The following is a 12,892-nucleotide window of genomic DNA, read 5'->3' as shown; positions in this document are numbered from 1 at the left end:
ATGTGAAAGAACGTCAAGAAGAGATCTTGCAGCTATTGACAGAAAACCAACAAGGATTGACAGCAAGTGATGTAGCTGAGCGCTTAACTATCGATCGAAGCAATGCAAGCCGATATTTAAGTGAACTATACAAGGCCCATCATATTGTAAAAACCGCTGGCCGACCAGTCGTTTACTCTTTGCCAACGGAAAAGTCAAAATCTGATGAAGTGCATGTCGACTCTTCTACGCAAGTGACTTTTGAAACACTCGTTGGAGAAAATGATTCTTTAAAAGTCAGCATACAGCAGGCAAAAGCTGCGATTCTTTATCCACCGCGGGGGTTGCATACGATTATTTTTGGAGAAACTGGTACAGGGAAGTCGATGTTTGCTGAATGTATGTATCATTTTGCAATCGATTCAGAGATGCTTTCTGCAGATGCGCCATTTGTTTCTTTCAATTGTGCGGATTATGCTCAAAATCCGCAACTGCTCTTTGGACACATCTTTGGGATCAAAAAAGGGGCTTACACAGGAGCAGCTCAAGATAGTCCCGGTCTAATAGCCAAAGCAGACGGCGGTATATTGTTTTTAGATGAGATCCACCGTTTACCGCCGGAAGGGCAGGAAATGCTGTTTACTTTCATTGATAAAGGTATTTACCGTCCGCTTGGAGAAAGTGCACAAGTACATGAAGCATCTGTTCAGATCATTGGGGCGACGACTGAATCTTCAGAAAGTTTCTTATCTACGTTCAATCGACGGATTCCTATGGCAATCACCTTGCCGAATCTTGCTTCACGTTCACTGGATGAGCGTTATGAAATCATCTCTCTTTTTATCAAACAAGAAGCGAATCGTTTGAATCAACGTATCGATATCGAAAAAGAAGCGATTCTTGCCTTCATGCTTTATGATGCGGAAGGAAATATCGGTCAAGTGAAACGAGACTTGAAACTAGTCTGTGCAAAATCTTTTTTACATTACCGTACTCATCATGAGAAAAAGCTAATCATTCGAAAAGAAGAACTTTCCCTTCAAGTACAAAAAGGATTACTGAAAATCAAGGAAATACCGGAACGTCTCGACCGATTCATGGACAGCAAAAGTCAGTATTTGACATTTGAACCAGGATTTGCTGATGTTGTCTGGTCACAAGATCCAGAACGAAACATGCAGGTCTATAACGATATTGAGGAAAAAGTCACTTCTCTTTCCGAAACCGGTGTGGAGAACATTGATCTAGAGACCCTCATTTCAAAAGATGTGGATGCTTATTTCCAGACATATGTCAAAGAATTGACTAAAAGTTCGATTCCCAAAGATCTTTTGCCAGATGAAATCTGGCGGTTAACCAATCAATTGTATGATGTGGCTGAAAAACGGTTAGACCGTATTTATAATGAAAAAGCTCGTTTTGCTTTTGCTTTGCATCTGCAAAGTACATTGGATCGTGTGAGAGAAGGTCATATGATCGTCCACCCAGATTTGAATAACGTACGGAAAAATTTTAAGAGGGAATTCCAGGTAGCAATCGATCTTTCAACGATCATTGAAGAAGAAGAACAAGTTGAGATTCCTTTTGATGAAATCGGCTTTATTAGTATGTTTCTTTCTATCAATCTAGGAGAAAGTGAGCCTGTTAAAGAAAACAAAGTAGATGTTCTCATATTGATGCACGGCAGACAGACTGCTTCAAGCATGTTGGAGATGGCACAAGAACTATTAGGAACAAAAGTAGGGAAAGCTTTTAATATGCCACTGGTTATGGAAGTTCAAACAATGTATGAAGAAGTGTTACAATATGTCAAAAACTATCAAGAGCATTTGACGAATGGCCTACTCTTGTTAACAGATATGGGATCATTAAACACCTTCAGTGATTTGATTTATGAAGAGACTGGCATTCGGACGAAAGCTATCACGATGACAAGTACCATGATTGTGATAGAAGCGATACGGATGGCAAGTGTTGGAAGAAGCTTAGAAGATATTTATCAAAATATCCAGCTTTCCTTTGAATCGATCGTACGTGATCAGTTCAAAGCGGAAAAGTCTGAAACTTTACAGCGTAAAAAAGCCGTAATCGTGACATGCTTTACTGGTGAAGGAGTAGCTGCCAAATTATATCAGCGTATTATGCCAGTGATTAATCAAAATAAGGTAGAACTGATCCAGATGCAGTTTTTAGAACGTGAATCATTCAAAAAACACATCGATGCCTTATTGGAAGAATATGAGATCAAAGCAATTGCGGGAACAGTTGATGTTGATTATCAAAATATCCCATTTTTTTCAGCCTATGACGTTTTTGATGATGAAAAACTAAATATTTTAAAGCGTATAGCTGATGATGAGATCCCGACAGCTAAAATTGTCGATTCACTTGCTGGATCATTAAGCGATGTCTTTTCTATTGATGAACTGATCCGTTCATTGCAAAAGACAGTTCAGCAGATCCAGACCGATTTGTCGATTATCGTGGAACCTGGAGTAGATACTGGAATCGTTATCCATTTAGCCTTCATGTTAGACGGATTGATCAAACAAGAAAGCCATCGGCAATTTGAGAAACTGTCTATTTTCTCAAAAATTTATCGTTTGGAAATGGATATCGTTCGGGCAAACTTGATGGCACTAGAACGAAAATATCAGGTAAAAATTCCAGAAGATGATATCGCATTTCTTACACAAATGTTTCTTGAAAATAAAATAAAAAAATGAACACACTAATCATACTGTTTACACACTAAACATCTGTGTGCGCACTATAAAAAAGAGCTAAAAAGCATGAAAACGCTATTTCAGCTCTTTTTTTTATTGGCATGCTTCTTGCGTTATATAAAAGTGTAAAAAAATAAAAGGAGTGTTAAAAATGGCAAAAAAAACAATCATGTTAGTTTGTTCAGCAGGGATGAGTACGAGTTTATTGGTCACAAAAATGCAAAAAGCAGCAGAAGAAAAAGGGATGGAAGCCGATATTTTTGCGGTCTCTGCCTCAGATGCAGATAATAATTTAGAATCTAAGAATGTCGATGTATTATTATTAGGTCCTCAAGTACGTTTCATGAAAGCTCAATTTGAACAAAAACTTGCGCCTAAAGGTATTCCATTAGATGTCATCAATATGCAAGACTATGGCATGATGAACGGAGAAAAAGTTCTTGCACAAGCAGAAAATCTAATGAAATAAATCAAGTATGCAGTTGGGGGTATAACAACGTGGAAGATCAACAAAATCTAGAAGCCATCATGGGGTTAATCATGTTTGGCGGTAATGCAAAGAGCGATGCAATGGAAGCGATTGCGGCTGCTAAAATCGGTGATTTTGAGTTAGCGGATAGGAAAATCGCTGATGCAGAAGAATCACTTATACAAGCGCATCATGCACAAACAGACATGTTGACACAAGAAGCACAAGGAAATCATATGCAAGTGACATTATTGACTGTTCACAGTCAAGATCACTTAATGACATCTATTGCGTTTACTGATTTAGCAAAAGAAATCATCGAACTTTATCGTCGCGTATACAGCGAATAAATACAACTTCTTTTTTGAACGGAAGAAGAAAAATTTTTGAACGGATTTTTTATTTTGTTATAAGGAGAACTCTCTTTATATAAAAAACTTATAGGAGGAAGTAAAAAATGAACGGACTATCAAGTTGGATGGAGAAATACATCCTGCCGGTTGCCGCAAAAATCGGAGCGCAAAAACATTTAGTTGCTTTGCGTGATGCTTTTATCGGCACACTGCCCGCAACAATGGCGGGATCAGTCGCTGTAATGATCAATGCAATTATTCGTGATTTACCGCAACAGTTTAACAGTACCTATGCTGACAGTTTAGCAGCAGACAAAGGAATCTTTGCCGTATTGAATGTCATCATCGGAATCAATGGTTTTGTCTGGAACGGTACACTAGCAATCGCCGGATTGATCTTTGCCTTTTCTTGGGGGTATAATCTTGCCCGAGCTTATGGAGTAAATGATCTAGCTGGGGGGATCGTTGGTTTAGCTACCTTGATTCAAGGTATTTCCTTTGGTCCAGCATTATCAGCAGCATTAGATGTGAATGTTCCTTCAAATGTCGCAGATGCAATCAATAGTTCTGAGATTGGTGCAACGATTGCAGATGGCACACTGTCAGTTGGATTATGGGGTTGGCTAAAACTAGATCATTTGAATGGAAACGCTTATTTTACAGTTATGATCATGGGAGCTATTTCAGTCATTATTTTTTGTAAATTGATGCTTGCCAACATTACGATCAAAATGCCTGATTCAGTACCACCAGCAGTATCTAAAGCATTTGCAGCCATTTTACCAGCGACGATCGCTTTATACGTCATTGCTATTATCAATTATATCGTAGGTCGTGTAGCTGATGGGCAACTGATCATTGATTTGGTGCAAAAATATATTGCAGAACCATTCCTAGGATTATCTCAAGGGTTGGGAGCAGTATTGATCGTCACAGTATTTGTTCAAGTATTCTGGTTCTTTGGTATTCATGGACCAAATGTATTGGCACCAGTGCTAGAGGGAATCTGGGGACAAGCACAACTAATCAATATTGATATTTTCCAAAAAGGTTATAACGGAAAAACTGGTACACCAGCCGTGTTAGATGCAATCGAAGATGGAAAAGCTTATATGTGGGTCCGCGGATCGTTCGATGCTTTTGCATGGTTTGGCGGATCAGGCGGAACGATCGTCTTACTGATAGCTATCTTGATTTTCTCTAAACGTGCAGATTATCTAACAGTAGCTAAATTATCCATTGGGCCTGGTATCTTCAATATCAACGAACCAGTGATGTTTGGTCTGCCAATCGTATTGAATGCAATCATGTTTATCCCATTCTTGATTGCTCCAGTAGTAGCAACAGCAATTGGATGGACAGCTACTTATCTTGGCCTAGTCGCTCCGGTATCGCAGCAAGTCACATGGGTAGTACCGCCGTTCTTATTGTCATTCTTAGCAACAGGAGCGGATTGGCGGGCACCGATCGTAACATTAGTATGTATGGTCGTGACTTTCTTGATTTGGGCACCATTTGTCATCTCTGCAAACAAAATGGACCCTGCCGCAGGCGAACAACAATAAGATGAACGTGAGGAGCGGGACGCTTTAAGTTTCGTTCCTCATAATGAATTTTCGAGGAGGAACTGAAATGATTACAATTGCCAGTGCAATGCAACAAGATGAAATCAAAGAATTGTTAGAAGGATACAATGAAGAAGGAATGACTTTTACATTTAAAGAAAAACAAGGAATCAAGCTGTTCTTTGAAACAAGTGCAGAAGATCCGGAAGTTGCGGCTAAAAAAGCAAAGGAACTAATCAAAGCACAGCCTTGGGGAACAGTCCTTTATTTTCAATCAACAGCTGTTTAGAAAATGGTTTAAAAAGATAGGATGGTTGAGATGATAAAAAACGGTTTATTTTTATGTAGTATTGGTTCTTTGATCGTGTTGTATAGTTTGAATCCACATTCGCAAAGGTATGATTTGTATAGTATGGTCACAGGTCTTTTTCTAACAGGATTAGGAATCTATTTCTTCATGAAGGGGAAAAAAAGAGAAGAAGCAAAGGAGAAAAATAACTAATGGAAATCACGAAAAAATTAAATATTCCAGCATCGTTTTTTTACGATAAAGTTATGGACTCTGTCCTTTTCGATGTACGTAAAGCGACCGGCAAATCAGTAACTAGAAAACAGCTGAAAAATTTGGAGTACGTCAAACAATTCTCGCAAAATAACCGGGCTCGCATAAAAATCGAAGAAGTCATTGAAAACCAGTCTTATAAGTTTCGTACATCGACAACGAAGAATGAATTCGTCGTTCATTATCAAATCAAACCATTGGACGATTCGACCTGTGAGGTTCATTACACAGAAAAAATGGAGTCTTATGGCATGCTTCAAAAGTTGAATGATATGCTTTTAGGAACAATCTTGATGTATTTTAAACGGAGACGTTTCAAAAAAATGCTAGATATGATCGAAGCAACGTATTAAATCAATGAAACATGGTACTATTTAGTTATTGAAAAATGAAGTAAGCTAGAAGGAATTTTTCATAGGAAGATAGATCTTTCCTGCGAATCCTCACTAGCTTTTTTGTAGGAAGGGGCAGCAAAATGACAAACAAAGTAAGAGAGCTAGGTGTATCTTCGATTGAGGAAATGTTTGATTTAGCCACTTATGCATTTAATGGGGCAGATACACCTGAAAGGCGAGAACGTTTTCGTACACTTGCGGAGAATTCTTGGAATTACGGATTTTTTGATGAGGAGGATCGGCTAACAAGTCAAGTCATGGCGACCCCTTTTCCAGTGAATTTTTACGGACAAGAGTACCTAATGGCCGGCATTGGCTATGTTGCTTCTTATCCAGAAGCAAGGGGACAAGGCGGGATCAATCAGATCATGGAAAAGATCCTTGAAGATTGCCGTGATCGTAAAGTAAGCTTATCTTATCTGGCGCCATTCTCCTATCCCTTCTATCGGCGCTATGGCTATGAACAATCATTTGATAAAATCAGTTATCAACTAAACAGTCGTGATGTGCCGTTTATCAAAAAAAAATCTGGAAAAATAAAGCGTATGGATTTTGAAGATGCAAAAGCTGCAATCAGAAGAATTTATGAACAGATGCCGGAAAACCAACGAGCTGGTCTGAAGCGCGAAGACTGGTGGTATACGTATAAATTCAAGCAAAAAGGCAATTACCAGTTTGCTTTGCATTTTGATGATAATGAGGAAGCAACGGGATATATCGTTTATCAGCTTGCAACGTCTTCCTTTATTATTGCGGAGTGGGGATTTTTGGATCATGATGCTTTTTGCAGCCTTGTTCGCTTCGTAAGTTCTCACAATGGTGCTTTTGAAACATTTGAATATTCATGCGGCTACGGCGGTAATGATCAAAATTATCTATTAGAAAATCCATTTGCTTCTGTAATGATCACACCTTATATGATGGCGAGGATCGTAGATATTTCTTTGTTTTTGGAAAATTATCCATTTAAAAAGAGACAAGCTGCATTTGCCCTACAAATAGAAGAAGATCATTATGCGAAATGGAATGAAGGAATCGTGGAAGTAACAATCGAAAATGGAAAAAATCATCTCTCAAAAGTAGAACAAACAAAACTCCCAATCGTTCGAGGAAGTATCCAACATATCACGCAGCTATTATTAGGGTATCGTAAAGTGGAAGAGTTGGTATTCCAAGAAAGAATACAGGTGACAAAAGAATATGAAGAAACGTTAAGCTCAATCTTGCCACAGCAACAGCCAATTCTTAATGACTATTTTTGATAAAAAACGGGTGATGACAATATTTTTGTCACCACCCTTTTGTTTTTCATTTGGCATTTGAAGGAAAATGTTAAAGTAAATCCTCTTTTTTCGTAAATTTGAATTTTTTGTTTTCTTTTGTTTTAGGGTTTTCTTTTTTGTGGTCTTGGATTGCTTCTTTCGTAATCTTTTCCCGATTTTTTTTAGATGAATCTAAGCGTTCTGCGTATACTTTTTCTTTTGGCTTATCATTCATTGGAAAGAACCTCCCTACATTATTTCATTCTACCTCTAGTTTATCATCTGTTAAGGACTAGTGGAAACGTTTTGCCTAACTTATAAGCTGATTTTTTTAGCAGATAAGCTTGCAAGTAAAAAACAAACAAGCTACAATTGATTTATTGAAATTGTTCCTGTAGCTCAGTAGGATAGAGCAATCGCCTCCTAAGCGATAGGTCGCTGGTTCAATTCCAGTCAGGAACGTACAAATAACCCCTGTATCCTTTGCGGTACAGGGGGTTATTTTGTATAAGTAGACATTGTAGTTTCTAAACTGCTATGTCCTAAACGTTTCGATACGCTAAGTATATTTACTCCTTGATAAAGTAAAATAGATGCATGCGTATGTCTTAGTCCATCAATAAACAGTCGAAGAGAAAATAGGGAAAAATTGATTACTAAAGAAAAACTTACTAGGTCGACGGTGTAGTTGATTTTCATACTTCAATAGATTCGAATTAAACGATTTCGATTGGCTTATACCAGTCCTATCCAACGAAAGATATATCGTTCTTAACTCTAGCGGTATAACTTGAAGCTTTACGTAAAGCCAATGGGAATGAACTGAAGATGACTTTTTATTATTTTTAGTAATAGCTGATGGGTTAATACTTACAACTTTCCTTTTCAAAGTACCATATAAAAAAACGGTGGGGTTGTTTAGCGAAATAAAGGATCTAAGCCAATAGCTTAGATCCTTTATTCTATGCTTTATATTATTTTTTGCATGTGTGCGAAAGTATACTCAAGCCCAATCGCCATTTCGGAAAATCGGTACTGTAGAGCCATCTTCACGGATTCCGTCGATATCCATCTTGTCAGATCCTACCATGAAATCTACGTGGGTTTGACTTCTATTCAATCCAGCTTCTGCTAATTCTTCATCGGACATTTCTGTACCGCCTTTCACACTGAAGGCATAAGCAGAACCTAGTGCTAAGTGATTCGATGCGTTTTCATCAAATAATGTATTGAAAAAGATGATGCCAGATTGAGAAATAGGTGAAGGGTCAGGTACAAGTGCGACTTCTCCTAAACGACGCGCACCTTCATCTGTATCAAGCAGTTTTGCTAAGACATCTTCTCCTTGTTCGGCAGAAAAATCAACAACTTTTCCATCTTTAAAAGTAAATTTCATACCCGAGATGATGGTGCCAGCATAACTCAGTGGCTTTGTACTTGAAATGTAACCATCTACTCGATGACTGTCAGGTGCTGTGAACACTTCTTCCGTCGGCATATTTGCCATGAATTTTTCTCCACGAGCATTATAGCTTCCAGCGCCTTCCCAAAGATGGTTTTTAGGCAATCCGATAATGATATCTGTACCGGGAGCAGTATAGTGAAGGGCAGAAAATTGTTCTCGATTCAATTCTTCTGCTTTTTTTGCTAATTTTTCATCATGCTTCTTCCATGCTAAGACAGGGTCTTCTTCATAGACACGAGTCGTTTTGAAAATCTGATCCCATAATGCCTCAACTTGTTTTTCTTCTGGCAGTTCTGGGAAGACTTTTGCTGCCCATTGTTTACCAGCCGCAGCCACGACAGTCCAACTGACTTTATTTGCTTGAGTTGCCTTGCGTAAATTCATTAGTGCTTTGCCATTCGCTGATTGATAAGACGCTACTCGATGGCTATCTACACCAGCAAATGCATCGGGATCGGCAGAAACAACGCTGATCCTGCTTGCTCCTTTTTCAAGCCATTCATCCGCTTGATCGATTTTAGATTGTGGTACATTCTCAATACGATCCGTTGCAGCATGTAAAAGAAATTCTCTTTGGATCTGGTCGTCAGTCCATTGAACGATAACCTCAGCGGCTCCTAGTTTATAAGCTTCTTGTGTGATCAATCGAGCAAGGGGTGCCTGTTCCACGCTGATCTGTAAAACAACTGTGTGTCCTTTTTCTGTGGCTACGCCAGTTTCTGCAATTAAGCGTGCATATTTTTTTAGAAGTTCATTAAAATCAGATAACATAATAAAAATTCCTCCTCACCATTTTTTCTGGTAACTATTAGCATGATACCATTTAATTATGATTCAAACAATGAGGCTTTAAATAAAAAAAGGAGGTTATTTTTTTAAGGTTAAGTTTCATGATATATGTTACTACTTGCTATTTCAGCTTGTGAAGAAAATCAAAAACTAATTTTGCATATCAAAAAAAACATGTTACAATGAAATTAATCAATGGTGGAAGCGTTATAAAAAAATTAAGGAGATTAAAAAAATATGGCAAGAAAAAAGACGATTACTAGAGAACAGATTTTGGCAGCTGCTTATGAAGTAGCTGCCACCGATGGATTTACACGATTTACTGCGAGAAACATCGCGAACAAAATGAATTGTTCCACGCAACCGATTTATCTTGAGTTTAAAAATATGGATGACTTGAGACAAGCTCTTTTTGAGCAGATCTATGATCATTTACAATATGAAGTGTTCACTGTTGAGCATACAGGGAATACGATTATCGATCTTGCTTTTAATTATATCCATTTTGCAAGAAGAGAGAAGAAGTTGTATCGTTCACTGTACTTAGAAGAATATGGTGGAGGAAAAGAGATGCAGAATTTCTCTTATACTTACTTTGTGAATACAGTGAAACGCGATCCAGCTTATGTGAATCTTTCAGAAGAGCAGATCGAATCTTTGTATAATGGGACATGGATCATAGCTACTGGGATCGCAGCTTTGATGTCTTCAAGCATCATCCATCCAACTGATGAACAGATTGAAAAGATGATCCAAGACAGTATAGATGCTATCTTGAAATTCAAAGAACCAATCGAAATCGATTGAATATACTCAAAAGTTCCACAAATCAGTAGGTAACAAGAGATGTGTCAAAATAAGGAAAAGTTCGTTTTTCTTACAGCGTATGCATTTTTAACTCCCGAAGAACTCTTCCATGAATGCAATGAATAAAAGAGCCATCCAGATTGAATAAATCTGGATGGCTCTTTTATTGCAAGTATATTAAATTTTTGCGACTAGTTCTTTAGCGAAAGCTTCTAAATTTTCGATATCTTCTTCTTCAGCATTCAGATCCACTTTAACATTTTCGGCTCCTTTTGATGCGCCTGTTTTTGCAAAAGCAGCATCGAAATCATCCACCGATTTGCAGAATTCATCGTAAAAAGTATCACCAGATCCGCAGACACCGTAAATTTTTCCCAATAGATCCAATTCTTGCAAGTCTTCATAAAAGTCTACGATCTCATCAGGCAGATCGCCATCATCGTATGTATAAGTAGCTACTACGCAAATATCTGCCTCCTCGAATTCATCTGCATCTACTTGGGTACATTCGTTGATTTCGACTTCGATATCCAGATTTTCAAATGCTTCTGCAACAATATCGGCGATTTCTTCAGTGTTTCCTGTCATGCTAGCATATACGATTTTTGCTAAAGCCATGATGTGCCTCCTCGTTTATAATTATTTAACAATTATGAATTATACCAAAACATCATTGAAAAGAAAATAAAACCTAGAGACACCTGGGGAATGTCATTTGGCTAAATGTATGCCGCTATGTTAAAATGAGAGGGATTTGTAAAAAGGAGACGAAAATATGATTACTTTAAAATCAGCACGTGAAATTGAAATGATGGCAGAATCTGGAGCTTTATTAGCAGATGTACATAAAAATCTGCGTGATTTTATAAAACCAGGAATCACAAGTTGGGATATTGAGGTATTTGTCAGAAACTATATCGAGAGTCATGGCGGAATTGCTGCGCAAATTGGCTTTGAAGGGTATGAATATGCGACTTGTATCAGTATAAATGATGAAATTTGTCATGGATTCCCTCGTAAAAAGCCTTTGAAAAACGGTGATTTGGTAAAAGTCGATATGTGTATCGATTTGAAAGGCGGCATTTCTGATTCTTGTTGGGCCTATGTAGTTGGAGAATCTACACCTGAGATCGACCGATTGATGGAAGTAACGAAGAAAGCTTTGTACATCGGTATTGAGCAAGCACAAGTAGGGAATCGGATTGGTGACATCGGTCATGCTATCCAAACTTATGTAGAAGGCGAAAATCTAGCGATCGTTCGTGATTTTATTGGTCATGGCGTTGGTCCTACGATTCATGAAGAACCAGCAGTTCCTCATTACGGAGAAGCTGGAAAAGGGTTGCGGTTGAAAGAAGGCATGGTTATCACGATCGAACCTATGGTTAATACCGGAACTTGGAAAATGAAAATGGATCCTAACGGCTGGACTGCGTATACAAGAGACGGCGGACTTTCTTGCCAATATGAACATACATTGGCTATTACTAAAGATGGTCCAAGAATTTTGACATCACAAGGAGAAGAAGGCACTTATTGATCTATCCAGTCAATAGGTACGGGAGAGGTACATGAAAGTTTGGAACAAAATAAAACAAAATGAAAATCTGATGCGCTTTATTGAGACGACTCAAAAGCGCATCACTGATTCAGAAATGAGTACGACCTCTGTCGTCGTTGCTTATTATTTACTCTTGTCTTTATTTCCATTGATTATTGCTTTTGGTAATATTTTACCGTTTCTCCACATCGATCAAGAGACTGTACTGACCTATTTACGAGAAGTGATTCCTGAGACCGTTTACCAGTTTATCGGTCCTGCAATCAAAGACCTTTTGACACAAAGTTCAGGAGGCTTGTTATCCGTTTCTGCATTAGCGGCTTTATGGTCTGCAAGTCAAAGTATCAATGCTTTGCAAATTGCGATGAATAAAGCGTATGGCGTAGAAAATAGAAAAAATTTTTTGATCGTCCGTTTCTTCTCACTAATTGTCATTGTCTTGTTCATGATTGCTATTAGTGGGGTAACTATCGTTCTTGGGTTGGGACAGCTGATTTTGGATGCTATTCAGCCAATCGTACAAATACCCGTGAACTTTATCGATCAGTTCCAAACTTTGAAGTGGCCAATCACATTGGTAGCTTTATTTGTCATCATGTTCTTGATTTATTTAATTGTCCCTAATGCTCAGTTGAAGTTGAAGACGATCATTCCGGGCACGATCTTCGCTACTGTCGGCTGGATGCTGTTATCACAAGTGTTTAGTATCTATGCTAGGTATTTTGCAACGAGGATCAGCGGTTATCAGATCATAGGAAGTTTTATTGTACTCATGCTTTGGCTTAATTTTGCTGCTACGATCATCATTTTGGGCGGAATCATCAATGCAGTTGTTCAAGAATACGTGACGGGTCATCAAATCAAAAAACGTCGAGATCCAAGCCGAAAATGGTTCAATAAATTGAAAACTAAATTTTCTCATAAAAAAAAGTAGAAACAAGAGTTCTTATTGTAAATTT

General features: G+C 38.1%; 14 protein-coding genes, 1 tRNA gene and 1 pseudogene. 12 read left to right on the top strand and 4 right to left on the bottom strand.

Annotated features, from left to right (window positions below; all coding sequences use genetic code 11):
• The first annotated feature begins 2 nt into the window (after positions 1 to 2).
• From PYW34_RS08895 to PYW34_RS08860, 8 genes are all read left to right on the top strand, one after another.
• The gene (locus PYW34_RS08895; RefSeq protein ID WP_002286607.1) at positions 3 to 2,705 is read left to right on the top strand and encodes a sigma 54-interacting transcriptional regulator; all 2,703 of its coding nucleotides are present in this window, start codon (positions 3 to 5) and stop codon (positions 2,703 to 2,705) included.
• 151 nt (positions 2,706 to 2,856) lie between these two features.
• Positions 2,857 to 3,174, top strand: coding sequence for a PTS sugar transporter subunit IIB (locus tag PYW34_RS08890; protein WP_002286606.1), 318 nt, complete (start codon positions 2,857 to 2,859; stop codon positions 3,172 to 3,174).
• Between the two features lie 29 nt (positions 3,175 to 3,203).
• On the top strand, positions 3,204 to 3,524 hold the full coding sequence (locus PYW34_RS08885) for a PTS lactose/cellobiose transporter subunit IIA (protein ID WP_002286604.1): 321 nt from the start codon (positions 3,204 to 3,206) through the stop codon (positions 3,522 to 3,524).
• A 107-nt stretch (positions 3,525 to 3,631) separates the two neighbouring features.
• Positions 3,632 to 5,092, top strand: coding sequence for a PTS sugar transporter subunit IIC (locus PYW34_RS08880; RefSeq protein WP_002286601.1), 1,461 nt, complete (start codon positions 3,632 to 3,634; stop codon positions 5,090 to 5,092).
• 67 nt (positions 5,093 to 5,159) lie between these two features.
• Positions 5,160 to 5,381, top strand: a complete 222-nt coding sequence (locus PYW34_RS08875) for a hypothetical protein (protein ID WP_002286598.1) — start codon at positions 5,160 to 5,162, stop codon at positions 5,379 to 5,381.
• A 30-nt stretch (positions 5,382 to 5,411) separates the two neighbouring features.
• On the top strand, positions 5,412 to 5,594 hold the full coding sequence (locus PYW34_RS08870; protein WP_002286596.1) for a DUF3188 domain-containing protein: 183 nt from the start codon (positions 5,412 to 5,414) through the stop codon (positions 5,592 to 5,594).
• Complete coding sequence (locus PYW34_RS08865; RefSeq protein WP_002286592.1) at positions 5,594 to 6,007, top strand: DUF3284 domain-containing protein; 414 nt, start codon at positions 5,594 to 5,596, stop codon at positions 6,005 to 6,007. Before PYW34_RS08870 ends, PYW34_RS08865 begins: the two co-directional genes overlap by 1 nt.
• Positions 6,008 to 6,129: 122 nt before the next feature.
• Complete coding sequence (locus PYW34_RS08860) at positions 6,130 to 7,311, top strand: GNAT family N-acetyltransferase (RefSeq protein WP_002286589.1); 1,182 nt, start codon at positions 6,130 to 6,132, stop codon at positions 7,309 to 7,311.
• 70 nt (positions 7,312 to 7,381) lie between these two features.
• On the opposite strand, the gene PYW34_RS08855 is transcribed toward PYW34_RS08860, so the two are convergent.
• On the bottom strand, positions 7,382 to 7,546 hold the full coding sequence (locus tag PYW34_RS08855) for a hypothetical protein (RefSeq protein WP_002286676.1): 165 nt from the start codon (positions 7,544 to 7,546) through the stop codon (positions 7,382 to 7,384).
• Positions 7,547 to 7,699: 153 nt separating this feature from the next.
• Between PYW34_RS08855 and PYW34_RS08850 the strand changes: the two genes are divergently transcribed.
• A tRNA-Arg gene (locus PYW34_RS08850) sits at positions 7,700 to 7,773 on the top strand.
• A 45-nt stretch (positions 7,774 to 7,818) separates the two neighbouring features.
• On the opposite strand, the pseudogene PYW34_RS08845 reads toward PYW34_RS08850, so the two are convergent.
• Both PYW34_RS08845 and PYW34_RS08840 read right to left on the bottom strand, forming a co-directional pair.
• Positions 7,819 to 7,932, bottom strand: a pseudogene (locus PYW34_RS08845) (tyrosine-type recombinase/integrase); the annotation flags it as partial.
• Positions 7,933 to 8,314: 382 nt separating this feature from the next.
• Complete coding sequence (locus PYW34_RS08840) at positions 8,315 to 9,547, bottom strand: aminopeptidase (RefSeq protein WP_002286469.1); 1,233 nt, start codon at positions 9,545 to 9,547, stop codon at positions 8,315 to 8,317.
• A gap of 255 nt (positions 9,548 to 9,802) precedes the next feature.
• On the opposite strand from PYW34_RS08840, the gene PYW34_RS08835 reads away from it, so the two are divergent.
• Positions 9,803 to 10,372, top strand: coding sequence for a TetR/AcrR family transcriptional regulator (locus PYW34_RS08835; protein ID WP_002286467.1), 570 nt, complete (start codon positions 9,803 to 9,805; stop codon positions 10,370 to 10,372).
• Between the two features lie 177 nt (positions 10,373 to 10,549).
• On the opposite strand, the gene PYW34_RS08830 is transcribed toward PYW34_RS08835, so the two are convergent.
• Positions 10,550 to 10,990, bottom strand: coding sequence for a flavodoxin (locus PYW34_RS08830; protein WP_002286465.1), 441 nt, complete (start codon positions 10,988 to 10,990; stop codon positions 10,550 to 10,552).
• Positions 10,991 to 11,147: 157 nt separating this feature from the next.
• On the opposite strand from PYW34_RS08830, the gene map reads away from it, so the two are divergent.
• Together map and PYW34_RS08820 are read left to right on the top strand one after the other, a co-directional pair.
• Positions 11,148 to 11,912 carry a type I methionyl aminopeptidase gene (gene map, locus PYW34_RS08825; RefSeq protein ID WP_002294533.1) on the top strand — a complete coding sequence of 255 codons (765 nt, stop codon included), beginning with the start codon at positions 11,148 to 11,150 and terminating at the stop codon, positions 11,910 to 11,912.
• Positions 11,913 to 11,943: 31 nt separating this feature from the next.
• Positions 11,944 to 12,867, top strand: coding sequence for a YihY/virulence factor BrkB family protein (locus PYW34_RS08820; RefSeq protein ID WP_002286461.1), 924 nt, complete (start codon positions 11,944 to 11,946; stop codon positions 12,865 to 12,867).
• The last annotated feature ends 25 nt before the right edge of the window (positions 12,868 to 12,892 follow it).

This window comes from Enterococcus faecium (assembly GCF_029023785.1).
GTDB classification, from domain to species: domain Bacteria; phylum Bacillota; class Bacilli; order Lactobacillales; family Enterococcaceae; genus Enterococcus_B; species Enterococcus_B faecium.
Note: the sequence above shows the minus strand (reverse complement) of the source record. Positions and strands in the feature narration are given on the sequence as shown.